This window comes from Microbispora corallina, assembly GCF_016863035.1.
GTDB classification, from domain to species: domain Bacteria; phylum Actinomycetota; class Actinomycetes; order Streptosporangiales; family Streptosporangiaceae; genus Microbispora; species Microbispora corallina.
Window position 1 is genome coordinate 84,536 of the sequence record NZ_BOOC01000031.1, and the last position, 23,411, is coordinate 107,946.

Below are 23,411 nucleotides of genomic sequence, written 5' to 3' on the forward strand. Positions count from 1 at the left end.
GCCGGGCACTCCCGACAGCTTCCCGACCACGAAGGAAGGACCCGAGAACGTGACGGTATGCCGGGCTTCCCGGTCCGCCAAGGCCCAATAATCGGCCGCACGCGGACCGGGGCCGGACGGCGTACGCCCCCAGGCATCGGCCTCACGGTTGCGGACGGCGATCAGATCCCCGATGAGGTGGCTGAGCGTCGGCCCTCAGCCGAGATCGGTGGCGATGATCTTCTCCATGTTGCGCTCGGCGAGGGCGGTGATCGTGACGAACGGGTTGACGCCGGTGCTGCCGGGAATCAGCGAGCCGTCCATCACGTAGAGGCCCCGATATCCGGGCAGGCGGCCGTAGTCGTCCGTCCCCGGCCGAGCACACAACCGCCGAGGGGATGGTAGGTGAGGTCATCGCCCCAGACCTTGCCGACGCCGAACAGGTCCGAGCGGTAGGCCGTGCCCTCCTCCTGATAGATCACGTCGAGCACCGACCTCGCCGCGTCGATGGAGGACTGGTTCTGCGACGTCTGCCAGTCCAGCCGCGCCGTTCCCGTCCCGGAGTCGAACAGGAACCGGCCTCGGTTCGGATTCTTGGTGATTGCCAGGTAGAGACTGATCCACGTGTCCACGCCCACAGGAAACGGGGCGATCTCGGTGAAGCAGGGTCGGCTCGACTCCCAGCTGTCGATGGCCACGATGGGGATGGTCGACTGCGCCGGCCCGTTGGGGTTCCAGAGGTTGTCGCCCCTGGCGACCATCACGTTCCCGTTGTTGCCCCAGCCCACGCCGACGGCGTCGGGCAGGTCGCCTAGGGCGCGTATCGGGTTGTGATCAATGATCGGGATTCGCCCTTGCGGCAGGGCCTGATCCGGTAGGTCGTCATGGGTGACGCGGACCCAGCTGACAGACGAAGAGTGGGAGTTCATCAAGCCTTACCTGCCGATCGGCAGGTTCGGCCCCTACCCCGAGCGGCTGCGGCAGCACTTCGAGGGCGTGATCTGGCGGTTCAGGACGGGCGGGCAGTGGCGGGAGATGCCCGAGGAGTTCGGCGCCTGGCCGACCGTCCACAACCGCTTCCGGCAGTGGAGGGACGCCGGCGTCTTCGAGGCTCTGCTGGACGGGGCGATCGCGGAAGCCGCCAAACGCGGCGAGGTGGACTTATCTCTGGTCAGCGTGGACTCCACCACTGCCCGGGCTCATCACGATGCCGCCGGGATACACCTCGGCCGCGACCTTGTCGCCGTCCTGGAGAAGGCCACCGAAGAGCAAAAGGGGGCGAGTCGGAAGGACGACAGGAGCAGAACGCCGCAAACGACGCCGGGGCAGAACAACGGCGACGCATCCGGCACCGGCGTAAGCTCCGGCTGAAAGCTGCCCTGCTCGGACGATCCAGGGGCGGGCAGACCAGCAAGATTCACCTTGCCGCCGACCGCAAATGCCGCCCGCTGGCGTTCGTCTTGACCGCGGGACAGGCCGCCGACAGCCCGCAGTTCATCCCCGTGCTGAAGAAGGTACGCGTCCGGGTGCCCATCGGGCGTCCCCGCACCCGGCCCGGCGCGGTCGCCGCCGACAAGGCCTACTCCTCCCGCGGCAACCGGGCCTACCTGCGAAGACGTCGGATCCAAATAGTCATCCCGGAAAAGAGGGACCAGGCCGCCAACCGGAAGAAGAAGGGCAGCAAGGGCGGCCGGCCCGTCAGCCACGACACCGAGCTCTACAAGGAGCGCAACACCGTCGAACGGCTGATCAACAAGCTGAAGGCATGGCGAGGGATCGCCACCCGCTACGACAAGACCCCTGCGAACTACCTCGCCGGCCTCCACCTCCGCGCCGCGATGATCTGGATCAAAGACCTCGCCCGGGCCATCCATTGATCACAACCAAATACACGCCCTAGCAGGCCCCGGGCCTTCATCGCGACGAGCAACTTGCTCGTGCCGACGCTTCCGGCAGCGAAGAAAACCCTATCCGTGATCACCCGCTTGGTGGCGACCACGGCGCCGGACGTGTCGAGTTGCTCCATCTCGACCTGGTAGGCGCTCCCCGACGCCGGGGAGACGGCGGTGACCCTGTGCAGCGTGGTGATCGTGAGCCTGCCCGTCGCGGAGGCCGCCGGCAGGTAGGTCTTGGCGAGCGACTTCTTCCCGTGGTTGTTGCCGTAGATGACCTCGCCTGCCAGCGCGGAGGGCGGCGCCTGACCGGCCTGCTCCTTCTTCATGTAGTCGAAGTCGTAGACGTTCGGCACCAAGGTGGTGGGGAAGCCGGAGCGCAGTGCGGCGTCGCGGCTGGCCCGCGCGTACCGGTAGCACTCGGCGTGCTCGAGCCAGTCGGGGTCGACGTTCCCCACGCCCAGCCCGGCGTTCGCCCGCGGGTAGTACGTGGAGTACATCTCGTCGGCGTCGACGGACGGGAGGATCTCCTCGAAGTACGCCCGCCTGGGGACGACGGCCATGCCGCCGTTGACGAGCGACCCATTATCAAACGGTTGCGATTCGCACGCGCGCGGGAAGCCGGAGTGCGGACCGGGCCGAAGGCGGCCGGACGATCGCCGACGGCGACACCCAGTGGATGAGGGCGGGCGCGGGCCGCCGCACGCCGCACGAAGCGCCTGGTGCGCCACCTGGACGACGCTCCTCAGGCTCCGTCCGGCGCGGTCACCCTGATCTGCATGGAGCCTCTCATCCCGGGTACGGACGACATTGCCGTCGATCAAGTCTTCCCGTACTCGTACATGGTGCTGCTCGACTCGGGAAACCGACCTCGACGCGATCTGGAACCTGGCGCCCGCGCACGCACTCTGCGATGTGCAGAAGAACAACCGGCCCCGACCCCGGATGAGCTCACCAGACTGGCACAGCGGAACGAAGCGATCATGCATCTTCCCCATCCGCTGAAGAGAACCTTGCAGCACCCACCTCAGCCCCACCGACCCACGCCGTCCTGATCCCCGGATGACGGCCCGGTCGCCCAGCTCAACGCGCGGTGATGGGCCTGCGCGATGGCATACGCGCTCGGCACCGCGGACCGACGGCGCCCTGGTCCCCAGCGGCGGCCGTCCTCCAGCCGGGGAACCGTTGGGTCAGCCGCTGACAACGTCCCTGCCTTCCGGGGTCCTTCTCGGTGACCAGGCACTCGGCGTGGTCAAACACGATCTGTATTCGCATGTGCGGTCTCCAGCTCCTCCCTCCCCAACCCCAGGTCTCATCAGCCGCTCTCACATGAGGGAGCAACTGGGCGAGGGTCCCGGAAACGCACCGTTTCCGGGACGCTCGTCTCCGGGGGTGGAGCTCTCCGGGCCGGGCTGATGACGCGCGTCGCGGTAGCGGCCCACGCGATCGCCGCGTTATGACAGGCCCGCTCTTCGTACCGTTGCGCGCTGGCGCCTCCACTATTGCCCGGTGCGACCATATAGCCGCACCGGGCGTCACCCGCAATCTAGGCCAGATCGAGCAGCAGGGCCCGAAGTTCGGGATCCGGCTCGCTCTCCCTCTCTTCGTGCTTGAGCCGGCCGTCCGGCTGTCTTACGACCTCGCTACGAATGAGCCGGCCGCCGAGTGAGGCGATGGCGGCGGCCTGCCAGGCGATCTCCTCTGGGACCCCGCAGGCAGCGGCGGCCTCGTCGACGGAGCGGCGGGCCTTGATCTCTTCCACAAAGCGCGCTTCGAGCGCCCGCGGCAGCAGGTTCTTCGGCCGCTGCAGATCCTCATGCGCGTTCATAGCGGTAGGGGTACCAGACGAACGAACTAAGGTCGCGCCTGAACGTGCGTGAGAGGCCGCAAGCGAGCCGGTGTGATAACGCTGGCGCCGCTCCCCCACCGTGCCCAAGGTGACCACGGCGAAGCACAGCGGCTAGGCCACATCTGCTGCAACCAGAAGGGCCTGTCAGTACCCAGTGAGCTTGTTCCGCTTTGACGGACACCGTTGGTGTGGTGGTCAGGCCGCGCGGCACCTCGAACGCCAGCACCCCACGAACCCGGCCCGCCAGGCTATGAGGTCATAGAACATGGCCGTGTCGAAGTAGGCCCCCGCCTCTGGGACAGCGGAGTAGCGCTGGTCCTGAGCGTCGAACAGGGCTTGGTTCTCGTCCATGAGCTGTCCCCGCACGCCGCCGAGGTTCGTCATCGTGATGTGGTCGATGACGAACTGCCCCTGAGCTGTCCGGCCGAGGTTGTACGCCAGCTTGCCGAACAGCTCGGGCACTACCCGGCGGGCGGACTCGACCTTGTCCACCCAGAGCTCCAACGAGCCGTCCCGCACTGGGAGGTTGTTCCACGTCGCGGTCGCGACCGGCTCGGCGCCGGCGAGCCGGGTCGCCTCGGCGGTCGCGGCGGGTTGCGCACCGCCTCCGATGGCGCCGGCGGAGATGAGCACCCAGCCCGCAGCCCCGACGACGACAGCGGCTACCGCGAGCGCGGCGATCACGACCACGAGGTTCACGGACCAGCGCGGCGGTGCGGCCGAGAAGTCGCCCCCCAGCAGCGGCGTGAAACGACGCCTGCCCTGGCTCTGCCCGCCGCCCTGCCGCTGTCCCATCACCACGTTCTCAGACATCTACGTGGGTGCCATCAGCGACGGGCACCCCGGCGACGATGATGAGGCCCGAGCGTGACATTTCTCTTTACTTACGGCCAGAAGAATCAAGCATCATGCCCGATAGCCCGTTTCGTGATTAACCACGATCCTCGCCGTGGCATCCGGTCATGCCCTGACGGCGAGGGGACGACGTGCTGTTCTCCAGACGACGCGAACGCAGGGAGATCCACAACTGGGCGCGGGGCCTGCTGACCTCCCTGCGCGATGATCAGCAGGCAGGACAGTACCTGCTCGAGCGCGCGACTGCGGCGACGCACCGCGCTCGGCAGATCATGCGCGATCACAAGATCGAGGCTCGGCTCGCCCAGCTTTCTGTGCAGCGCCTGGACTATGACGGGCACAGAGTTCCCGCCGCTCCCCTGCAGGCTGCCGGACTCCACTCTGCGGCCGACATCTACCACCACCAGCACCGTTTGACTCAGTTCGAGGGCATCGGGCCGAAAAACGCGGCCAAACTCCGTCAAGGTCTCGCCAACGCTCTTCGTCCTGTGGCGGAGGACCTGCGGCCTTCGCTGGACGAGCGTGCTTGGCAGGCGCACGAGGTGGACGTGGCCAGAGCCCTGTACGCCCTGCACGCGGCGAGAAATCTCGCCCAGGCTCCGGCGTGGCAGGTTCTCGAGCCCCTGATGGACGACCTGCGCGGGCTGGTTAACGCGACACGACGACGGTCGTGGTTCACCGCCGCCGATGATCGCCGGCGGCGGCTGCTCATCGAACATCAGACGCTGTGGGAGCGAGCGCATGCTCCGTCCACCGGCATGCTCTTGGCTGAGGTGAGACGACGACGCGATCTGGTGGAGGCACTCCTACAGACACCCCTGGCCAGCGATGAGGTCAAGACTGCATGGAAGCAGCACAACGCAAGGCTGATGGCCCTGCTCGAACAGCTCACCGTGCACGAGGGCGACCGCAGTGAGCAGGAGGTCATCCTGGAGCGTGCGAGCCCCCGTTCGATCCCGGCCGACCTCGCCAGTCAGATAACCGCCCTCCACCTCGACCGCTCGCTGCTACGCAAGGAGCTTCGCCTCTACCAGGAACTGGGTGCGTCCTTCGCGCTCGTGGTGGGGCGGGCCATCCTGGGGGACGAGATGGGGTTAGGTAAGAGCGTGCAGGCGCTGGCGGCGATCGGGCATGTCATCGCGCGTGAGCGACAGCATCACCACCTCATCATCTGCCCGGCCTCGGTGATCGACACCTGGGTGCGGGAAATCGCCGAAACAGTGCCGGACGTGCCGGCCTTCACCTACCGCGGCCCGGACGCTGACACCAACCTGCGCCGCTGGATGGCTGGACGCGGCATCATGGTCGTCTCCTACAACAAGGCCGCGGCACTGGTCGACCTCCGGCTCCCGCACCTGGGTTTCGCCGTCGTCGACGAGGCCCGTCTGGTCAAGAACCCCGCCAGCCAGCGCACGCAGGTGACCGCCGCATTGATTGCCCCGGCACAACGGTGCCTGCTCATGGACGGCACTCCACTGGAGAACGACGCCAGCGAATTTCTTAACGTGATCGAACTGGCGAATTCGGACAAAGGTCGCACGCTGCGCAGGATCTTCGAGCGGGGAGAGCGTGCCCACCGTGAGCCCGACCGCTTCCGCCGCGCCGTCGCCGACGTCTACCTGCGGCGCAACAAGGAAGAGGTGATGCAGGAGCTGCCACCGCTCACATTGCACGACGAGCTCATCCCCCTGACAAGCACCGAACAGCGCGAGTATGAGCAGGTCGCTCTCACTCAGCACGTCATGACCGTCCGGAACAAGCTGACCACGCTTGGCGGCAATACATCCAGCAAAATGCAGCGGCTGCGCGAAATCGCCGCAGAATGCCGCGCGAATGACCAGAAGCTACTGGTGTTCAGCTTCTTCCGTGAGGCACTCGTTTTGGCCGAGGCGGTCTTGGGATCCAATTGCTCGGTTCTGCATGGAGACGTACGTTCTCCCGAAAGAGCTCGGCAGGTCGAGGCCTTCGAACGTGCGCCTGGCTTTGCCGCTCTCGTCGCGCAGATCACTGTCGGCGGCCAGGGCCTGAACCTCCACAGCGCCTCCGTGATCGTCATCCTGGAACCGCAGGACAAGCCCAGCACTGAATGGCAGGCCGCCGGGCGCGCTCACCGGATCGGCCAGACGCGCCCCGTCACGGTCCATCGGCTCATCGCCCTGAAATCGCTGGAGGAAAAGCTGGTGCAGCGTGGGCACGTCAAAGCGGAGATCTTCAACCGGGTGGCGCGCCCGAGCGACCTGGCCGAAGACATCGAGGCGCGGTTCGTCGCGCCGGACCTCGACCTCGACGCGCTCCTCGAAGAGGAACGACAGCAAATCCGCCTCCGGAAGCTGTCCCCCGCTGCGACGGGCAATCCACATGGAGATCCCGACCGGCCCGCCTGATCACCGAGTGGACACCAAGACGACACCTGCAGATCGCCGGCGGCGGCAGGCCAATGTTTGAGACGAAGGCGTGAGGAGCGGTCATCCTTCCGACGACCAGGTTTCCACGCTATTACCCGAGGTAGAGCGTCAAAACTGGTCACCTACGAAGTCCAACGCTCGAGGCGATGCCGCTGACGCAGGTACACGAGACCGTCGACCAGGCCGCCGGCGTAGGCGTCGCGCCAACAACGGTTCACAGTCACCACCACCGGGCCACTTCCCTAACCCACGCCCTTAGACGCCAAGCAATCGACTGGCGCACCGAGTGGGACCGGAGAAAGCTTCACCAGCGGAAACGACAGGCTTTGGCAGTGGCGGCGCCAAGTTTTGTCAGCAGTCAGCAACCTCGCGCCATGTTCTGTCACCAGCCCCACGAGCTCTTACCAACAGGAAAGATCGGGAGTCCCAATTAAGATGGTCAGCTTGAATGCGATCCAAGCAGGTCAACGCACCTTCGGAGGAAGAGGCAGAGCCTCCCAGTGACAAAACTTGGCGCTAGTAGTGTCAATAACTTTACGCTCAACACTCGTCGCCGCCGGTCTCGCCGACCGGGGCGAGATCAACGGCGTTCAGCGCGCCGTCCTGCACGGTTACGACGAGTCGGCATGAGCGACCCCGGCACAGATCACCGCCCGCCCTCACCGTAGCCCGCTGACCTGTACGTTCAGGAGAAACTATGATCGCGGGGACACACCACTACAAGGGCCGCTTCAAGCAGGAGTGCATGACGTTCAGCATCGCGGCCGCCATCATCGGGCCGAACACGATGTTGCGCTCATCCTCGCGTCCTGGGACATGCCCAACCCCAGCAGGTCACAGCCGACATCGTCAGCTAGTTAATGCTGGAGGGCTGGCGGCCGACCGCCACCCCGCCTCGCTCTTCCCATCCCGACCAGACATCCGGTCGCCTCTCCCGAGATCTCCCGCCGCGGCGCCGACTTCATGTCGGGAGACTTGCGCCGGTTCAGGATCATCCCCGCGTGCGCGGGGCTTCAGGGCCGGGCCGTCCAATGTGCTGGCCTGCATGGGATCATCCCCGCGTGCGCGGGGCCGACTTCCCGGAGGACTTCGACCCGACCGAGGGCCTGTGGATCATCCCCGCGTGCGCGGGGCCGACGAGGTGGAGTTCCGCAGGGTGCCGGTCGTGTAGGGATCATCCCCGCGTGCGCGGGGCCGACGCCCGGCACGCCGTGGTGATGCGCGGCCGCGAGGGATCATCCCCGCGTGCGCGGCGCGGCTCGACGCGGGCGAGCGCTACCGGTCCCCGTCGGCGCAACGGCCCGACGAACTCCCGGTCGTGTACATCGACGGAGCCGTGCCACCCGTTCTGGAGTCGCTCGCGCGGGCCGTGATCGGCACCGCGGAGTCCCGGCGGGCGCACACCTGCGCCGAGGCCTACGCGCGTTCGCGGCGCCGGGGCGGGACGGCGGGCGGACCGCCCCGGCGGTCGCCGGCGGACACTCAGTCCTTGTTCGACTGCCGCCAGTCGCGCACCGCGTCACGGACCTTGTCGAACACCGCCACAGGCGGGCCGACCAGCATGTTCGCGGTGGCGGACTCGCCGGCGCCCGGGTGCGGGCGGGTGGGCGAGACCGCCTCGGCGGCCCGGACGGCCCCGGCCATCCGGCGCAGCCGATCAGGTGACGTCTCCTGTCGCAGCCGCGGAAACTCCTCCAGTTCCTCGTGCGTGGCGTGGTCGAGGACCGCCTTCTCCAGCGCGGCGAGCCGCACGTCGAACTCGGGGTGCTCGACGCCGAGGTCGTACAGGTCGGAAAGCGCGTGCTTCGCCTCGTTCTCCTCGTTCAGCCGGGCCTCCACGATCTCGTCTCCCGCCTTCGACCGCGCCGCCGGGTGCACGACCTGCTCCTCGGCGCTCTCGTGCACGGCCAGCAGCCGCACCAGGTCGTGGAACAGCTCGCGCCTGCGGTCACCCCGCGCGCCGGCGACCTCCGCGAACATGGCCTTGATCTCGTTGTGCTGCGCCAGCAGCAGGTCGACGACGTCCTGCTCTCCGGTAGTGGTCACTGCCGTCACCCTTCGACTCGGGGACTGCCACCCCCGCTGCCCGGCCCCCGTTCCGCTACACCCGCGAGCGGATCCCGCTCCGTACGAGACCGGCCGTCTCGGCGCCCGGCAGAACCAGGACACGGGCAGCAGGGCGTCGAGATCCTGCCGTCGGCGACCCGGAATCCGCTTCCGCGGGCGTAGATCATGTGGCGGGGAATCTGTAACATCTCATCGCACCGTGGATCTCTGGCGTGGTCGCCGGCTCGCGCTCCGGCGGCCGGCGTGAGCGCCGGAAGGACCGGAGGATGCCATGATCGATGGCGGCTCGGCGAGTTTGGGTGGCGTCCGGCCGGTAGGGCCTGAGCTGGTCGGGCGGGACGACGAGACGGCCACGATCGAGGCCGCCGTCGCCGGCGGGGCGGACGGCGCCTGCCGCCTGCTGCTGATCGACGGCGAGCCGGGGGTGGGCAAGACCCGGTTGCTCGCGTACCTGGTCGAGCGGGCGCACGCGGCGGGGCGCACGGTGCTCGCCGGCGGCGCCGCCGAGTTCGAGCGCCTCGTCCCGTTCGGCATGTACGTGGACGCCTTCACCCGCCTGTCGGACGAGTACGGCACCCCGGGCGCCGGGCCGGCCGCCGGCACCGGGCCCGGCGACCTGGCGGAGGCGGCGCTGCGCACCCTGCTGTCGGCGGGCGCCACCGATCAGGGACAGTTGGACCGTTATCACACCTATCGGGGGATCCGAGCGCTCCTGGCCCACCTGGCCGCCGACCGCGGCGCCGTGCTGGCGCTCGACGACCTGCACTGGGCGGACGCCCCGTCGCTCGAACTGACCGAGTTCCTGATCCGCCGCCCGCCGGCCACCGGGTTGCTGCTGGCGCTCGCGTGCCGGTCGAGCATGATCCCGCCGGTGGTCGCCGACGCCGTGGCGCGGCGTGACCCGCACGTCGTCCGGCTGAGCCTGGCACCGCTGGACGAGGACGCGGCGGCGTCGCTGATGCCGCCGGACGTGGACCCGCGCCGGCGGCGGTCTATGTACCGGGTCAGCGGCGGCAACCCGCTGTTCCTGCGGGCGTTGCTGGACGCCGACGACACCACGCTGGCCGAGCTGGCCGACGGCCGTCCGGGGGCGACGCTCGCCCTCGAGCAGACGCTGCTGGCGGTGCTGGGCCGCGAGCTGGACCGGCTCAGCCCGGACGGGCGCCGGGCGGCGCAGGCGGGGGCGGTCGCGGGCGAGCTGGCCTCGCCTGTCGTCATCTCCCACGTGGCCGAGCTCGACGCTCCGGCCGCGGCCGCCGCCTTGGACGAGCTGTGCGGGCAGGGGCTCGGGACGCTGACGGGCCCGCGGTTCGCGTTCCGGCACCCGCTGGTGCGCGCCGCCGCGTACGACACGTGCGGCGCGGGCTGGCGCGTCGCGGCCCACGCCAGGGTCGCCGACTACCTGCGCCGCACCGACGGGTCGCTGGCGTTGCTCGCCCACCACACCGAGCGGTGCGCCGAGCACGGGGACGAGCAGGCGGCCCGGACGCTGGGCGACGCGGGCATCGCGTACCTGAACTCGGCGCCGGCGACCGCGGTGCGGCTGCTCCGCGAGGCCCTGCGGGTGCTGCCCGAACGCGACGACCTGGTGCCGTACCGCGGCCAGTTGCTCACCGGCCTGGCGCGGGGCACCGGCGTCATGGGCTCCCTGGCCGAGAGCCGCCAGATCCTCCACCAGGTCATCCACCTGCCGCACGAGGTGGCCGCCGCGGCGGTGGCCTTCTCCTCGGTCATCTCGCGGATGCTCGGCCGGCTGGACGAGGCTCGGGCCCTGCTCAGCACGCGGACGCGCGAGGCCGGGTACGACCAGCGGGTGCGGGCCCAGCTCCTGGTGGAGCTGGCCGCCGTGGCGGTGTTGCGGGCGGACACCGGCGAGGCGCGCCGGCACGCGCTCGACGCCATCGCGCTGCTGTCGAAGACGACCGATCCGGCGCTCGGCGCCTCGGCGTACGCGTTGCTGGCCCTGGCGTGCCTGCAGGAAGGCGACGTGACCACGGCGCGGGCGCACAGCAGGCGGGGCGGATGGCTGATGGACAGCGCGTCGGACACCGCCATCGTGCCGCACGTGGAGATCGCCGCGCCGCTGGCCTGGAGCGAGATCCTCCTCCAACGTCCGGCCGACGCCGCGCGCCACCTGGCCAGGGGCATCGACCCGGCGACCATGTCCGGCCGCAGTTACGCGATGCCGTACCTGCTGATCACCCAGGCCCACCACCAGGCCCGGGCCGGCCGCCTGACGGAGGCCATCGGCATCGCGGAGCACGCCGCCGCCGCGTCCGAGTACCTCCGCAGCAGCGAGACACTGGCGATGGGCCGGTGCGTCATGCTGCTGCCGGTGCTGTGGCGGCACGGTGTCCGTCCCGCCACGGCGCTCGCGGACCGGCTCGCCGACGCCGCCCCAGGTTCGGCCTGGTGGCGGGCGATGGCCCATGTCTCCGTGGCCAGGGTCCGGCTCGCCGCCGGCCAGGCCGGGGCCGGCCACGGGCCGCCGCTGCCACCGGTCCTCTCCCGGGACACCGAGGTGGAACGGCTGGCGGTGCGGTCGCTCCGCGCCGGGGCCGACGGTGACGCCCGGACCGCGCTCTCCCTGGCGGACGCGGCGGTCGCCGCGGCCGCCGCCACCGGCCTCTCCTACCACCTCGGCACCGCCTACGACGCCTGGGCGCGCGCGTCGTCCGGCTGTGACGACCTGGACGGGGCCGCGGAGGCCGCCCGGGCCGCAGTCGAGCGGTTCGGCGAATGCGGCGCCGTCGTCGAGCGGGGCCTCGCACATCAGCTCCTCGCCTCCGTCCAGGACCGCATGGGGGACGAGGTGGCGTGCCGCGCCGAGGTCGGCCGGGCCAAGGCCGCCTACCGGGACTCGGGCGCGGACTGGCTCGCCGGCGGGCTCGCCCGGATGGAGCGGCGGCTCGCCGCACGGGGGCCCCGGCAGGCGGCGCGGCGCACGGCGGGCCCGCCGGTGCTGACCGCGCGGGAGCGCCAGGTGGCCGATCTCATCGGCCAGGGTTTGACCAACCGGGAGGTCGCGGAGCGTCTCCAGGTCAGCCAGAAGACGGTGGAGACGCACGTCGCGAACATGTTCAGCAAGTTCGACGTGCGGTCGCGGGCGGCGCTGGCCAGCCGGCTGGCGAGGGGGCACATCCCGGTCGTCGGATGACGGCCGCGCGTCCGCCTGGACGCGAGCGACCGACCGGGCCGATCGTCCGACGGCCATGAACGGTGACGGGAGCCGCCGGGCGGGGTGCGGCCCGCCCGGCGGCTCCGGTCATGGAACGCCGGTCACTCCTCAGGCGGCGTTATTCCACCAGCTGTCACCACCGAGCGTGTCGTAGATGGTCGGGTCGCAGGGGTCGCGCTCCGGGACGATGTCCTCCTTCAGGAACGCGGCCCAGGTGACGTTCCTGGGCAGGCGCAGCGGACCGCCCTGCACCACGGACGTCTGGGCCACGAAGGCCCAACCGCCCGAGATGCCGCCGCCGGGATCCTGCGCGGGGTTGCAGGGGTCTCCGGTGGGGGTGTTCGTGATCCCGCCCCCGCCGCCACCGCCGGTGCCGCCGGTACCACCAGTGCCACCGGTCCCGCCGGTCCCACCTTCGCCGGTACCCCCGGTGCCGCCCTCGCCGGTACCCCCGGTGCCGCCTTCGCCGGTCCCGCCTTCGCCAGTGCCACCGATCCCACCGGTCCCACCGGTCCCACCGGTCCCACCGGTGCCACCGGTCCCGCCGGTGCCACCGGTCCCGCCGGTGCCGCCGCCGGATCCACCGCCGCCGTAGCCACCGCCGTAGCCGCCGCCCAGGCCCGAGCCGGGAAGTCCGGGCGGGCCGTTGGTGTAGGTGGCGGGAATCCAGTTCCAGTCGCCGCCGCCGGAGCCGCCGCTTCCACCGCCTCCGACGGTCGGAGCTCCCGGGAGCGGGTCAAGCGGGATGGGGTTGTTCATGACGTCGACCGGGAACACGATGCCGTCGGGGCCGACGAAGTGGCAGATGCTGTCGGGGAGGGCCTCTTCACACCCCTCCTCCGGGTGGGCGAGGGCGTACTCCTCGAGCTTCTGGTGGGTCTCCGGGTCTTCCTCGGCGTAGTCCGCGCTGACCTGCAGGAGGTTGAAGTCCGGGCCCTTCGGCCAGTACTGCGGGAACTCCTTCGCCATCCAGACCGCCAGCGCCTTGCCGATCGCCACCGAACCCGGCTCGTTGGGGTGGAAGCTCTCCTGGAAGATCTTGAACAGCTTGTAGTGCCCCAAGAGCTTCCATCGGAACCGCGGCCCGTTGAAGTACGACTCCGGCTGGCCCATCTCATGGCCGGCCACGATGCTGCCGCCGTTCGGCCCCGCCGTGTTGGGGTCGAAGACGTGCACCTTGACGCCCGGGTTCTTGGCCTGGAACGACGCGACCGCGTTCCTGACCGCCTTGTTCACCTCGACGGCGAACGGATACATGCGGTCCAGGGCGGCCCCGACCATCTCGGGTGTGTCGGCGTTCCCGGACTGTTTGACGCCCAGGGGGTAGAGCGCCACGATGATCTCGGCGTCCTTCGCCTTCTCATGTGTCAGCTCCAGTCCCCGTTCGATGTTCGCGGTGGCCGGCTCGATGCGCTTGAGCAGCTTGGCCACTTCGAGCTCGACGGCGCGGATCTGGAGCGGCACCCAGTTGCGGTGGATGTTCTTGTAGTACGTCGACAGCGCGGTCTCCATCAGCGACCCGAAACCCACGTCGTTGCCGCCGAAGCCGAAGTAGACGATGTTGCTGTCCGAGGGAACCCCGTCGAGCTGGGGAGGGTTGCGCACCACGGTCCTGGCCTCGTCCTCGTACTGTGGCTCCAGCAGGTGTTTGGTCGCGGCGCCGGACGAGGCGTTGAAGTGGAAGCTGTCGCTGCCCCAGGTGGACAGGAATTCGGTGTCCTTGATCGTGTAGGGCGCCAGCGATTGTTTGCCCAGTTCCAGGGCGGCCCACGCCACGTGGATGGGCGCGCGGCCGTTCTGGTGCCGGAAGTCCTCGGTGCCGTCCGCGTTGCCCCGGTAGGTGTGGTTCTTGCTCGCGCCCTCACCACTGCTGAAGCTGTCGCCGATCGCGGCGGTGATGTTCGGCTTGGGCGGCGTCGTCGGCGGCGGGTCGGTCGGTGTGGGGGCCGGGGTGAACGGAGGGAGCGTAGGTATTGGGGGCACCGGCACGAACGTCGGGCTGGTCGGTGGGGTGGTCGGCCGGGGGATCACGGGCCCGGCGCTCGCAGGACCGCTCGACAGCAGGGCAGCGGCGAGCACGGCGACGGACCCGATCAGGAACAGATGCCACGGCAGGCGCCATCGCCGTGACCGGCGGGGAGGACGCATGGAGAGCCTTCCTTTTCGCGGGGGGTTCGAAATGGGCGGGCAGTGCTGCACGAATCATCCACCGCCGGGCGAGCGCTAGCATCGGGTGTTACCCGCACGACCACCCCGAGATCCAACACCCCGAATCCGGTCAGGCGTTGCGGAGACCCTCCCCGGCGAAGGCCGCCACGGCGTCGAGGCCGATGTAGACCAGGCCGGGTGCGGGCGGGTGGGCGAGATCGCCTCGGCGGCCCGGACCGCGCCGGCCCCCATTCTCGATTTCTCCGCTTTGCCGGCATTCCTCGGTCTCGGTGTCATAGCGACCGGGCCGTCGGCCTATCGCGGCACGCGGGGCCCGCTCACACTGAAGCCGTGCCCAGTCTGGACGGCGAGTGGCCGCTTGTCGGCCGGGACGGTTTCACTGGGAATCCTTCCCGTCGATGGTGTGATGTGCCTCCATCAATCTCGGCGCGATTCATGCTCAACCAGCCCGGGCACCAGCCACACGGCTTGGCTGGAGTCCACCGCGCCTGACCACCGGCCGGCCGTGCTGTTCCTCGGCGTCGGCGGCGGTCTCAGCATCAAGCGCGGCGCCTGCCTGGGCTGCGAATGGGAGGGCCCCGACCGGTCCAGGGAGACCGAAGCCGTCGAGGACGCGCACGACCACGCATGGCCCGGCTGGAATTGTCCACCTGTGCGCTGGAGCCCGCCCGGCAGGCGGGGCGGGCCGTCTTTTTTGCCCGGAGCAGGCCGTTCCCCTCGGAAGCGGCGGCATAAGCTGAGACCGTGATCAATGGCGTGCACATGATCCTCTACAGCCGTGACGCGGAAGCGGATCGCGACTTCCTCCGGAACGTGCTCGGATTCCCGTGGGTCGACGCGGGCGACGGCTGGCTCATCTTCAAGACGCCGCCCGGCGAGGCCGCCGTCCACCCGACCGACGGTCCGGGGCACCACGAGATCTACCTGATGTGCGACGACATCAAGAGCACCGAGGCGGAGCTCGCGGACAAGGGCGTCCGGCTCGCCCGGCCGGTTTCCGACCAGGGCTGGGGCCTGCTGTCCGCGGTCAGGCTGCCCGGCGGCGGCGAGCTCGGGCTGTACGAGCCGCGTCACCCCACCGCCCACGATCTCTGACGCGCGATCGCATTCACCCGATCCGTCGCCGATGTCGGCGAACGGACGCGGGACGGCTCAGCCGGCGACGGCCGGGGGGACCGTTCTGGTTCAGCCGGAAGAGGTTGTCCGGATCCCACTCGCTTGCTCCGCACATCCGCTCGATCAACGCCGCCGCCAGCCACCGCGTCGGGTGGTACGACTGCATCCCCGGCTTCGCCCCGTCGTACCGGGGGCGGAAGATCCCCATCGGCGCGGTCGTCGAGGTCAAGGAAACGACCTTAGCCGCGGGTGGAAGGGCCGGATCGTCGAGCACATGATGTGGCACGGTGGTGACTACACCGGGCTGTCCATCGCCGAATGCCTCGACACCGGCGGCATCCTCAACAAGGTCGTCGGCCGGGCCGACCAGGTGGAGATCACCCACTGCAAGATCACCCCTTTGCGGACGAACCGGTGAACTTGAGGTGCGACCCAAATCCAGCCTCCGTCGGTCAGTCGGCCGGAGCGCAGATCGCGTACACCTCGACGTCGATCTTCTGCCGCGTTGGGTTCACCACAACGAAGTCCCAGGCGTCCTGGACCGCGCCGGGGGCGTCGCTCGCGCTGCCGGGGGCGCTGACCGGGAAGGCCACGGGCGAGCGCGGATCGTGAGCGCCGCGGAAGGCGTGGCCGCCGCCGATGGCGCGCCTGCCCTTCTCGCAGACCACATTCGTGCTCAGGAGGCCCGGTCCCTCGACACTTCGTGTCTGCTTCACGATGGTCCGTCACCGGAACATACGACGGCCGGCACGCCACCGGCTCCAGCTACGTCGAAGTCACCAACAGCCGGTAATTGCTACAACCGGCGTGCCCGGGCCGGGAAGCCCGGGCACGCACAGTCCTCGGGGGGCGCCGGGGGGCTCCGTCAGCCGACGCCGAGCACCGCGTGCAGCCCGGGGCTCGACGGTGAGGCCTCGTCGGGCGAGCCTGGCGTGCGTCGCAAGAACCCGTCCACCACCTCGTAGTGCCCGATGGCGCGCAGCGGCGGCGAATAGACGTGGATCGTGATCGCACCCGCCTCGTGATCCATCCGATGGATGCCGGTCCCAGGGAAGGAGAACGACTCGCCGGCTCGATAGAACCCGAGACGCCGCGTGCCTCCGATCGGAAGCCCTTCGTTGGACACCCTGCCCGCCAGGACGTACACACCGACCGCCGATCCGTCGTGGTCGTGGAAACCGGTGTCACGAGCCTCCCACCAGGTGTTGAGCCAGGCGATGGAGTGCTCGTCAGACCACAGCAGCACATATCCCCCGGGCCCGCTCCGCGGCAGGTCTTCGACGTCGACGAACTCCGCGGCGCGACGGGCGAGCTCAGCGCATTCCTCCGGCTCGTACGGCCGATGGGTGGCGGCGAGGGCGGAGAAATCGGTGCTCATGACCCAAGCTTTCTGAGGCGTTCGGAGAACAGGGTGGTCGGGCGCTCCAGTTTCACGCCGTCCACGATGATGTCGACCGCTTCGTTGTAGAAGGCGACGTGGTCCTTGATCTGCGCGGCGGCAGGGATCGGCTCGGGGTAGGCCCAAGCTACATTCGGCGGAGCCGTACCCGCCTCCTTCGCAGACCAGTAGGACGCGATCCCTTTGTACGGGCAACGGGTGTGCTCGTCGGTGGATTCGAGCAGGTCGAAGTTCACATCGTCCGGTGGGATGTAGTAGCGGATCGGCAGGCCGGTCTCGAACAGCAGGACAGGACGGCGGGTGTCGGCGACCACCTGCCCGTCGACCTCCACCCGGACGTGCCGGCTGCTCGGGATGGGATCGATCCGCTTGTACGGGTCCCGGGGGTGCACGAAGATCTCCTCGTCCTCCTCATACCAGTGGTCCAGCACTCGGCCGGGATGGTTGAACCACTCGAAGGCGATGTACTCGGACAACTGCGCGATCGGGTAACTCCACGCCGCGTTCTCGACGACTTCGTCGCCGACGAGCAGGTCGTAGAACACCGTGGCGCCGGCATGCGCGCCGACCGGCGGGTTCGCGCTGGGGCGCAACAGGTCGGTGCGTACCTCGGATGTGGGGAAGGCGTAACGAGGTACCGGGTGGCCGGGCTCCCAGACCAGGACTGGGTGAGGGCTGTCGACGATCGTCGTGTCGCCCCTCACTCCGCGGACCCAGCGCTCGCTCGGCTCCCAGTTGAGCGTGTCGGAGGCGGGCATCGCGGCTACGCCTCCGCCTCGGCGAGTTCGGCGACGTACGGCCGGCCTTCGCGCCACGCGGCGACCTGCTCGGGACGCCCGAACACCTGGAGGTAGTCCTCGACGTTGTCCTTGACGTCGTCCCACAGCAGGGTGGGCTCGAAGTCGGTCCCTTCCGAGCGGACGAACGGCGCGAGCGGCTCGATGACCGTGTCGAGGCTGGGGTGCCAGAAGACGGCGGTCGAGCGCCGTGTCACGGTGCCGCCGGCGACGACGCGATGCCGGCCTGGGCGCAGCAGGCCGTTGGTCCATTTGGTGAGCAGCGTGCCGGAGAAGACCTGTAGGGCGCCGGGCACGATGGGCACCGGGATCCACGACCCGTCGGGGGCCTGGCCTTGCAGTCCCTCGTAGTCGCCGCGCTGGTGCAGCACGGTGAGCGCGGACCCGTCGGCGTGTTCGAGGAGGAGCAGCTTGTCCTCGTCTGCGGTCGACCCGTTGTCGGTATACGTCCAGGTCGGGTAGTTGTTCACGACGAAGCTGGTGTAGTACGGCCGGCCTGCCGTCGGAAACGCCGAGACCGGCACGTCCAGCACGCGGGCGTACAACGCGAGCACCTTCTCGGCCACGCCGACCGAGGCGTCGTGGTATCGCCGGGCGACGTCGGCCAGGCTGGGGTCGTCCTCGGGCCACACGTTGGCGTGTTCGTACAGCTTGGCGTACTCCTCGGGAAGACCGGCCGCCACAGCCTCGTCAGGGGTGGCGAACTGGCCGATGGAGAATCGTTCCAGCTCCAGGCGGCCGAAGTCGTCGGGCCACTGCCGCCAGCCCCGATATGGGTGTCCGGTGGGGCTGGCCAGCGCCTTCTTGTCCTCGCGCGGGAGATCGAGGATGCGGCCGACCCGTTCGTGGAACTCGTCGATCAGTTCGGCGGGGACGCCGTGGTTGACGACCTGGATGATCCCGACCTGCTCGGCGGCCGCACGGGCCGCGTCGAGCAGATCCGCGGGGGCGTCGTCGCTCAGCGCCAACTCGAGGTCGATGACGGGAAGCTTGGTGATGGTCATGCGAGTCTCCCTTGGAATCGATCGAAAGTGGAAAGAACGTCGTGGATGAGTTCGGCAAGACGCAGTGACTGATCGGACTCGACAACTCCCGTGGATTCGGCGAGCGTGACGACCCGTGCCGTGACCACTCGCCGGCGCAGTTCACCCAGAGACGCCTCCTTCAGGCGGCTGCCTGTGCCCGGCCGTACCACCACGATCGGCACTCCGCGTGCGGCGACGGCTGCGAGCAGGTCCCACAGCGTCTCGTCGTCCAGGCCGTCGCTGTCCTCCGCGGGCAGGTTGCCCAGGTGGTGCCGCCAGGTCCACGAACCGTCGGATTCCTGCGTCGTCTCGTGGCGAACGTCCGCGGCGGTCACCTCCGGCGGCGCCCACGGACTGGTCTCACGCAGCCACGCGAGCGCCTGCTCCCGGGAAGCGAACCGCGTCGGGCCCTCGGCCGGGCGGCCAGGAAGGGTTCCAGGCAACGTGTCGATCAGTACGAGCCCATGAACCAGGTCCGGGTGGCGCGCGTTCAGCGCGATCGCGGTGAGCGCGCCGAGTCCGGTCCCGGCGATCACTTTGGCGCTGGGTGCGAAGGACTTGATGGCCTCGGCGACGGCGGGCGCCAGCTTGCGCGGGGTATAGACGCCGTCCTTACGCCAGTTGGATCGGCCGTGCCCGGGCAGATCCAACGCCAGCGTGGGGATGTCGAGGGCGAGTGCCAGTGCATCCCAGGCCCGGGCGCTGCGCCGCGCGTCATGCAGTAGGACCGCCTGGGCCGAGCCGGTGCCCCAGGAGACACCGCTGACGTGGCCCCCGGTGATGACGTTGACCCATCGCCGCTGAACGGCCGGCGCGTCCACCCGGCTCAGGCCGAGATCGTCCGCGATCGCGGTCAGATCGGTGAACTCGTTTTCCGCCACGGCTTGCTTGGATGTCATGTTTCTCCTTCCAGTGCGGTGGCCTCAGGAAGCCCGGTGGCGTCGAGATGGCACCGCACGGTGTGGTCGTTCGCGAGCGTGATCAGGGGCGGATCCTCGTTTTCGCAGAGCCCGTCGACGCGAAGCGGACAGCGAGCAGCGAACCGGCAGCCGACCGCGTCCTTCGCCGTCACGTCGCCCACGGCGTACGCATCGGCCTTGCCGAGCGGCGCGAGCGACGCCTCCACCAGAGAGGCGGTATAGGGATGGTGAGGGCCGGCCAGGACATCGTCGGCGGGGCCCTGCTCGACGATCTGCCCGCGATACATGACCGCGATACGGTCGGCCAGGTAGCCGACCACAGCGAGGTCGTGCGAGATGAACAGGTAGGACGTTCGCGTGCGGCGCTGCTGGTCGGCCAGCAACCGGAGCACCCCGGCCTGGACGCTCACATCGAGGGCTGAGACAGGCTCGTCGCACACCACCAGTTCCGGGTCGCCGGCGAAGGCGCGGGCAATGGCCACGCGCTGCTTCTGGCCGCCCGACAGCCGGTCGGTGCGGGAGTCCAACAGGTACGCGTCGAGATCGGCGCGTGCGGCCAGTTCGCCTGGCGCGAGTGTGCCCCGGAGACTGCGCCGCGCCCTGGCCAGCACGGTCCGCACCGTATGGCTGGGGTTCAGCGACGCGTCCGGGTTCTGGAACACCATCTGGACGGCACGCCGGATCCTTGCGTCACGCCTCCCGACACCAGCCGCGAGTTCGCGCCCATCGAGCCGGATGACACCGCTCCCCTGCGGCCCCAATCCTGCGACGGCTCGCGCCAGCGTCGTCTTGCCGCTCCCCGACTCCCCGACCAGTCCCAGCACTTCACCGCGGTTAATCGTCAGATCGACGTCGTCCACTACCGGAGTCCCGCCGTAGTGACGGGTCAGCCCCTGGATCTCCAGCAACCGCCCGCCGCCGTCAACCGCGGTCGGCTCCGCACGTGCCGCGGGGCCGTCGTGGCTCAGATCGATCAGGTTGGCGGCGTGGTGACAGCGGACCGTACGCCTCCCGCTGACCATGTCGAGCGGAGGCAGACCAGCCCGGCACGTGTCGTCCGCGTACGTGCAGCGGGGCGCGAAGGCGCAGCCCGTGCCGGCCTCGCCGGGCGCGGGAGGACGGCCTGGAATGGCGGCGAGAGGATGCGTCCTTCGTGTCCGGCCCAGTTGAGGAGCACTCGCGAGCAGCGCCGACGTGTAGGGGTGCCGGGGCGTGGCCAGCACCTCGCCCGCTGGGCCCTCCTCGATCAGTCGGCCCGCGTAGAGCACGCCGACCCGGTCGCACAGCCGCCCGACGAGGGCCAGGTCGTGGCTGATGAACACGACGGCGGCGCCGAGTTCGGCACGCAGGGCCCAGATCAGGCCGAGGATCTCGTGCTGGACCGTGGCGTCCAAGCCTGTGGTCGGCTCGTCGAGGACAAGCAGGCGCGGCCGGGCCGCCAGCGCCTGCGCGATCACCACGCGCTGTTGCTGGCCACCTGAGAGCTGGTGCGGGTAGCGCCGGGCGATGGCCTCCGGATCAGGCAGCCGTACGCGATCGAGCAACCGTGGCACCTGCATCCGCGCCTCACGCCGGGTGCGCCCCTGCAGCCGCAGCACCTCGGCGAGCTGCGCGCCGATCCGCATCGTCGGGTCGAGCGCGCTTCCCGCCTCCTGGTGGACGACGGCCAGCGAGGACGCTCGCCACCGGCGCAGTTCCGCGGGCGCCAGCGCGAGCACGTCGGTCCCGTCCACGCTCACCCGGCCGCCCGTGATCGCGCCCCCCCGCGGCAGATGCCGGCCGAGCGCCCGGCCCAGCGTCGTCTTGCCACAGCCGGACTCGCCCACCAAGCCGTACGTCTCCCCCGCCGCGACCTCGAACGACACGTCGGAGACCGCCTCGACCGGACCGCGAGCCGTCTCGTACGCCACCGTCAACCCGTCGACCCTCAGGCCGCGTTCTCCGCTCATGGCGCCTCCCAACGGCTGCGGAGGGCGTCGGCGACCAGCGCCGTGGCCACCACGAGCGACGCGATGGCCAATGCGGGAGCGAGCACGGTCCACGGGGCGATCTGCAGCCAGGTCCGGTTGTCCGATACGGAAGCGCCCCACTCGGGCGAGCCCGGCGGCTGCCCCAGGCCCAGGAACGACAGCGTGGCCGCCGCGAAGATCGCGTCGCCGAAGCGGGAGGTGGCCTCCACCAGAACGGTCGTGGTGACGTTGGGGAGGATCTCGCGCAGCATCAGCGACCAGGACCGCTCGCCGCGCAGGCGGGCCGCCTCGACATAGGCCTTCTCGCGCTCGACCAGCGTCGCCGCTCGTACGCTGCGGGCCACGATCGTGGTGAACGACGCGGCGATCACCAGCACCACGGCCGTCACCGAACGCCCGGACAGCGCGACGAACAGCACCGCCGCGATGATCGTCGGGAAGACCACGATCGCGTCGAGCACCCGCATCACGACCTCGTCGACGAGCCCGCCGAAGGTGCCCGCCACCAGACCGACCACGGTGCCGGCCAGGGTGCCCAGCGCGGTCGCCAGCGGTGCGACCTGAAGCACCGGACGCGCCCCGGCCAGCATCCGGGACAAGGTGTCGCGCCCGAACTGGTCAGTGCCCAGCCAGTGGCCTGGACCGGGCGGGGCGAAGCGGTGCAGCGGGTCCTGGTGGACGGGATCGTAAGGAGCCAGATGCGGCCAGAACAGCGCGATCACCGCCCAGGCCAGGATCAGCGTTCCGCCGACGGCCAGCGCCACCCGCGAGCGACCCCCCACCCCGCGCGAGATCCTCGGCACAATGCCTTTGGCGATGACGCTTGTGGTCATCGGGCGGCCACCCCCAGCCGTACGCGCGGGTCGAGCACGCGGTAGACCACGTCGGCGCCGAGCACGACCAGCATGTACAGAATCCCCAGCACCATCGCGGTGGTCTGCAACGTCGGGAGGTCCTTGTCGATGGCCGACTGCAGGAGCAGCGCGCCGATGCCGGGGTAGTTGAACAGCAGCTCCACGGCGACAAGACCACCCAGCAGGAACTGCAACTGCACGCCGAGCGCGCTGGTGGCGGGCACGGTCGCGTTGCGCAGGACGTGCCGCCGAACGACCTGCGCCCGGGTGAAGCCGCGCAGTTCGGCGGCTCGGGCGTACGCGCTCTCGACGGCCGTCACCGTGCTCGCGCGGACATGGCGGGCCACGTATCCGGTGCACAGGATCACCAGCGACAGCGCCGGCAGCAGCAGGTGGTTGAGGGCCTCCACCGGCGATGCGTCCGGCGGTATCTGCGCCGAGGCGGGCAACCAGCGCAGCTTCACAGAAAACACCACCAGCAGGATCACACCCGTGACGAACTCCGGAGTCGCGCCGAACGTGAGACCCGTGACGCTGATGACGCGGTCCGCCGGGCGGTCGTGGTTGATCCCGGCGACCAGTCCCAAAGTCACCGCCACCGGGACCAGCAGCACGAACGCGAGCAGCGCCAGCAGCAAAGACGCCCCGAGCCTGTCGAGCACCAGATCACGTACGGGGACCTTGAGCGTGTAGGAGTCCCCCCACCGCCCGGTGACGAACCCGCCCAGCCAGTCGACGTAGCGTGTCGCCGCGGGCCGGTCCAGCCCGAGCTGGACGCGCAACGCACGGACGGCCGATTCGCTCGCCTCACGCCCGAGGATCGCGCGGGCCACGTCGCCAGGGATGAGCTCGGTGGCCGCGAAGACGAGCGCGGACACCGCGACCAGCGTGAGCGGGATCGCCGCCAGCCGCCGCAGCAGGAATCGCCTCATCGCC

Annotated in this window: 21 protein-coding genes, 1 pseudogene and 1 CRISPR repeat array; of the genes and pseudogenes, 6 read left to right on the forward strand and 16 right to left on the reverse strand. The window is 69.7% G+C overall.

Translation table 11 applies throughout. The features are described from left to right. Positions 1-195 precede the first annotated feature (195 nt). Both Mco01_RS39310 and Mco01_RS27470 read right to left on the reverse strand, forming a co-directional pair. Complete coding sequence (locus Mco01_RS39310; protein WP_239103951.1) at positions 196-303, reverse strand: GMC family oxidoreductase; 108 nt, start codon at positions 301-303, stop codon at positions 196-198. Then, positions 303-908, reverse strand: a complete 606-nt coding sequence (locus Mco01_RS27470; RefSeq protein ID WP_239103952.1) for a hypothetical protein — start codon at positions 906-908, stop codon at positions 303-305. The genes Mco01_RS39310 and Mco01_RS27470 overlap by 1 nt, the downstream gene beginning before the upstream one ends. Between Mco01_RS27470 and Mco01_RS27475 the strand changes: the two are divergent. Then, positions 868-1,856 (forward strand): annotated as a pseudogene (locus Mco01_RS27475) (IS5 family transposase). The gene Mco01_RS27470 and the pseudogene Mco01_RS27475 sit on opposite strands and share 41 nt — an antisense overlap. Here the strand turns inward: Mco01_RS27475 and Mco01_RS27480 are convergent. The 3 genes from Mco01_RS27480 to Mco01_RS27490 form a co-directional block, all read right to left on the reverse strand. Then, entirely contained in the window at positions 1,787-2,434 is a 648-nt protein-coding gene (locus Mco01_RS27480) for a hypothetical protein (RefSeq protein ID WP_204059751.1), read from the reverse strand. The pseudogene Mco01_RS27475 and the gene Mco01_RS27480 sit on opposite strands and share 70 nt — an antisense overlap. A gap of 983 nt (positions 2,435-3,417) precedes the next feature. Next, complete coding sequence (locus Mco01_RS27485) at positions 3,418-3,699, reverse strand: hypothetical protein (RefSeq protein ID WP_204059752.1); 282 nt, start codon at positions 3,697-3,699, stop codon at positions 3,418-3,420. Between the two features lie 216 nt (positions 3,700-3,915). Continuing rightward, positions 3,916-4,533, reverse strand: coding sequence for a DUF4352 domain-containing protein (locus tag Mco01_RS27490; protein ID WP_204059753.1), 618 nt, complete (start codon positions 4,531-4,533; stop codon positions 3,916-3,918). Positions 4,534-4,706: 173 nt separating this feature from the next. On the opposite strand from Mco01_RS27490, the gene Mco01_RS27495 reads away from it, so the two are divergent. Continuing rightward, positions 4,707-6,959 carry a DEAD/DEAH box helicase gene (locus Mco01_RS27495; protein ID WP_204059754.1) on the forward strand — a complete coding sequence of 751 codons (2,253 nt, stop codon included), beginning with the start codon at positions 4,707-4,709 and terminating at the stop codon, positions 6,957-6,959. Positions 6,960-7,968: 1,009 nt separating this feature from the next. After that, positions 7,969-8,236: direct repeats of the CRISPR family, unit length 24 nt; unit sequence GGATCATCCCCGCGTGCGCGGGGC. A gap of 226 nt (positions 8,237-8,462) precedes the next feature. Here the strand turns inward: Mco01_RS27495 and Mco01_RS27500 are convergent. Continuing rightward, positions 8,463-9,026, reverse strand: a complete 564-nt coding sequence (locus tag Mco01_RS27500; RefSeq protein ID WP_239103953.1) for a hemerythrin domain-containing protein — start codon at positions 9,024-9,026, stop codon at positions 8,463-8,465. Between the two features lie 292 nt (positions 9,027-9,318). Here Mco01_RS27500 and Mco01_RS27505 point away from each other — a divergent pair, with 292 nt between their 5' ends. After that, the gene (locus Mco01_RS27505) at positions 9,319-12,204 is read left to right on the forward strand and encodes a helix-turn-helix transcriptional regulator (protein WP_204059755.1); all 2,886 of its coding nucleotides are present in this window, start codon (positions 9,319-9,321) and stop codon (positions 12,202-12,204) included. A 129-nt stretch (positions 12,205-12,333) separates the two neighbouring features. Here the strand turns inward: Mco01_RS27505 and Mco01_RS39900 are convergent, their stop codons facing one another. Then, complete coding sequence (locus tag Mco01_RS39900) at positions 12,334-14,373, reverse strand: SGNH/GDSL hydrolase family protein (RefSeq protein WP_275410582.1); 2,040 nt, start codon at positions 14,371-14,373, stop codon at positions 12,334-12,336. Between the two features lie 427 nt (positions 14,374-14,800). Here Mco01_RS39900 and Mco01_RS40270 point away from each other — a divergent pair, with 427 nt between their 5' ends. Further along, positions 14,801-15,142, forward strand: coding sequence for a DUF6349 family protein (locus tag Mco01_RS40270; RefSeq protein WP_372444993.1), 342 nt, complete (start codon positions 14,801-14,803; stop codon positions 15,140-15,142). Then, the gene (locus Mco01_RS27515; RefSeq protein ID WP_204059756.1) at positions 15,139-15,489 is read left to right on the forward strand and encodes a VOC family protein; all 351 of its coding nucleotides are present in this window, start codon (positions 15,139-15,141) and stop codon (positions 15,487-15,489) included. The genes Mco01_RS40270 and Mco01_RS27515 overlap by 4 nt, the downstream gene beginning before the upstream one ends. A gap of 13 nt (positions 15,490-15,502) precedes the next feature. Here Mco01_RS27515 and Mco01_RS27520 read toward each other — a convergent pair whose 3' ends face one another. Beyond that, positions 15,503-15,739 carry a hypothetical protein gene (locus tag Mco01_RS27520; protein WP_204059757.1) on the reverse strand — a complete coding sequence of 79 codons (237 nt, stop codon included), beginning with the start codon at positions 15,737-15,739 and terminating at the stop codon, positions 15,503-15,505. A gap of 45 nt (positions 15,740-15,784) precedes the next feature. Here Mco01_RS27520 and Mco01_RS27525 point away from each other — a divergent pair, with 45 nt between their 5' ends. Continuing rightward, positions 15,785-15,928 carry a hypothetical protein gene (locus Mco01_RS27525; protein WP_204059758.1) on the forward strand — a complete coding sequence of 48 codons (144 nt, stop codon included), beginning with the start codon at positions 15,785-15,787 and terminating at the stop codon, positions 15,926-15,928. 34 nt (positions 15,929-15,962) lie between these two features. Here Mco01_RS27525 and Mco01_RS27530 read toward each other — a convergent pair whose 3' ends face one another. The 8 genes from Mco01_RS27530 to Mco01_RS27565 form a co-directional block, all read right to left on the reverse strand. Beyond that, positions 15,963-16,226, reverse strand: coding sequence for a hypothetical protein (locus Mco01_RS27530; protein WP_204059759.1), 264 nt, complete (start codon positions 16,224-16,226; stop codon positions 15,963-15,965). Between the two features lie 149 nt (positions 16,227-16,375). Beyond that, the gene (locus Mco01_RS27535; RefSeq protein ID WP_204059760.1) at positions 16,376-16,888 is read right to left on the reverse strand and encodes a cupin domain-containing protein; all 513 of its coding nucleotides are present in this window, start codon (positions 16,886-16,888) and stop codon (positions 16,376-16,378) included. Beyond that, the gene (locus tag Mco01_RS27540) at positions 16,885-17,667 is read right to left on the reverse strand and encodes a DUF427 domain-containing protein (RefSeq protein ID WP_204059761.1); all 783 of its coding nucleotides are present in this window, start codon (positions 17,665-17,667) and stop codon (positions 16,885-16,887) included. Before Mco01_RS27540 ends, Mco01_RS27535 begins: the two co-directional genes overlap by 4 nt. Positions 17,668-17,672: 5 nt before the next feature. Then, on the reverse strand, positions 17,673-18,710 hold the full coding sequence (locus Mco01_RS27545; protein ID WP_204059762.1) for a 2-oxoglutarate and iron-dependent oxygenase domain-containing protein: 1,038 nt from the start codon (positions 18,708-18,710) through the stop codon (positions 17,673-17,675). Further along, positions 18,707-19,630, reverse strand: a complete 924-nt coding sequence (locus tag Mco01_RS27550) for an alpha/beta fold hydrolase (protein WP_204059763.1) — start codon at positions 19,628-19,630, stop codon at positions 18,707-18,709. Before Mco01_RS27550 ends, Mco01_RS27545 begins: the two co-directional genes overlap by 4 nt. Beyond that, positions 19,627-21,600 (reverse strand): dipeptide ABC transporter ATP-binding protein, encoded by a 1,974-nt coding sequence (locus tag Mco01_RS27555; protein ID WP_204059764.1) that lies wholly within the window; start codon positions 21,598-21,600, stop codon positions 19,627-19,629. The genes Mco01_RS27550 and Mco01_RS27555 overlap by 4 nt, the downstream gene beginning before the upstream one ends. Then, positions 21,597-22,403 (reverse strand): ABC transporter permease, encoded by an 807-nt coding sequence (locus tag Mco01_RS27560; RefSeq protein ID WP_204059765.1) that lies wholly within the window; start codon positions 22,401-22,403, stop codon positions 21,597-21,599. The genes Mco01_RS27555 and Mco01_RS27560 overlap by 4 nt, the downstream gene beginning before the upstream one ends. Before the next feature lie 47 nt (positions 22,404-22,450). Continuing rightward, positions 22,451-23,407, reverse strand: coding sequence for an ABC transporter permease (locus Mco01_RS27565; RefSeq protein ID WP_204059766.1), 957 nt, complete (start codon positions 23,405-23,407; stop codon positions 22,451-22,453). Between the last annotated feature and the right edge of the window lie 4 nt (positions 23,408-23,411).

What these genes read in the sequence shown, in the direction of transcription:
- Mco01_RS40270 (WP_372444993.1), top strand. Translation starts at nt 14,801, where the DNA reads ATGTGCCTCCATCAATCTCGGCGCGATTCATGCTCAACCAGCCCGGGC.
- Mco01_RS39310 (WP_239103951.1), bottom strand. Translation starts at nt 303, where the DNA reads ATGGACGGCTCGCTGATTCCCGGCAGCACCGGCGTCAACCCGTTCGTC.
- Mco01_RS27505 (WP_204059755.1), top strand. Translation starts at nt 9,319, where the DNA reads ATGATCGATGGCGGCTCGGCGAGTTTGGGTGGCGTCCGGCCGGTAGGG.
- Mco01_RS27485 (WP_204059752.1), bottom strand. Translation starts at nt 3,699, where the DNA reads ATGAACGCGCATGAGGATCTGCAGCGGCCGAAGAACCTGCTGCCGCGG.
- Mco01_RS27490 (WP_204059753.1), bottom strand. Translation starts at nt 4,533, where the DNA reads ATGTCTGAGAACGTGGTGATGGGACAGCGGCAGGGCGGCGGGCAGAGC.
- Mco01_RS27545 (WP_204059762.1), bottom strand. Translation starts at nt 18,710, where the DNA reads ATGACCATCACCAAGCTTCCCGTCATCGACCTCGAGTTGGCGCTGAGC.
- Mco01_RS39900 (WP_275410582.1), bottom strand. Translation starts at nt 14,373, where the DNA reads ATGCGTCCTCCCCGCCGGTCACGGCGATGGCGCCTGCCGTGGCATCTG.
- Mco01_RS27525 (WP_204059758.1), top strand. Translation starts at nt 15,785, where the DNA reads ATGATGTGGCACGGTGGTGACTACACCGGGCTGTCCATCGCCGAATGC.
- Mco01_RS27555 (WP_204059764.1), bottom strand. Translation starts at nt 21,600, where the DNA reads ATGAGCGGAGAACGCGGCCTGAGGGTCGACGGGTTGACGGTGGCGTAC.
- Mco01_RS27550 (WP_204059763.1), bottom strand. Translation starts at nt 19,630, where the DNA reads ATGACATCCAAGCAAGCCGTGGCGGAAAACGAGTTCACCGATCTGACC.
- Mco01_RS27470 (WP_239103952.1), bottom strand. Translation starts at nt 908, where the DNA reads ATGAACTCCCACTCTTCGTCTGTCAGCTGGGTCCGCGTCACCCATGAC.
- Mco01_RS27540 (WP_204059761.1), bottom strand. Translation starts at nt 17,667, where the DNA reads ATGCCCGCCTCCGACACGCTCAACTGGGAGCCGAGCGAGCGCTGGGTC.
- Mco01_RS27565 (WP_204059766.1), bottom strand. Translation starts at nt 23,407, where the DNA reads ATGAGGCGATTCCTGCTGCGGCGGCTGGCGGCGATCCCGCTCACGCTG.
- Mco01_RS27480 (WP_204059751.1), bottom strand. Translation starts at nt 2,434, where the DNA reads ATGGCCGTCGTCCCCAGGCGGGCGTACTTCGAGGAGATCCTCCCGTCC.
- Mco01_RS27535 (WP_204059760.1), bottom strand. Translation starts at nt 16,888, where the DNA reads ATGAGCACCGATTTCTCCGCCCTCGCCGCCACCCATCGGCCGTACGAG.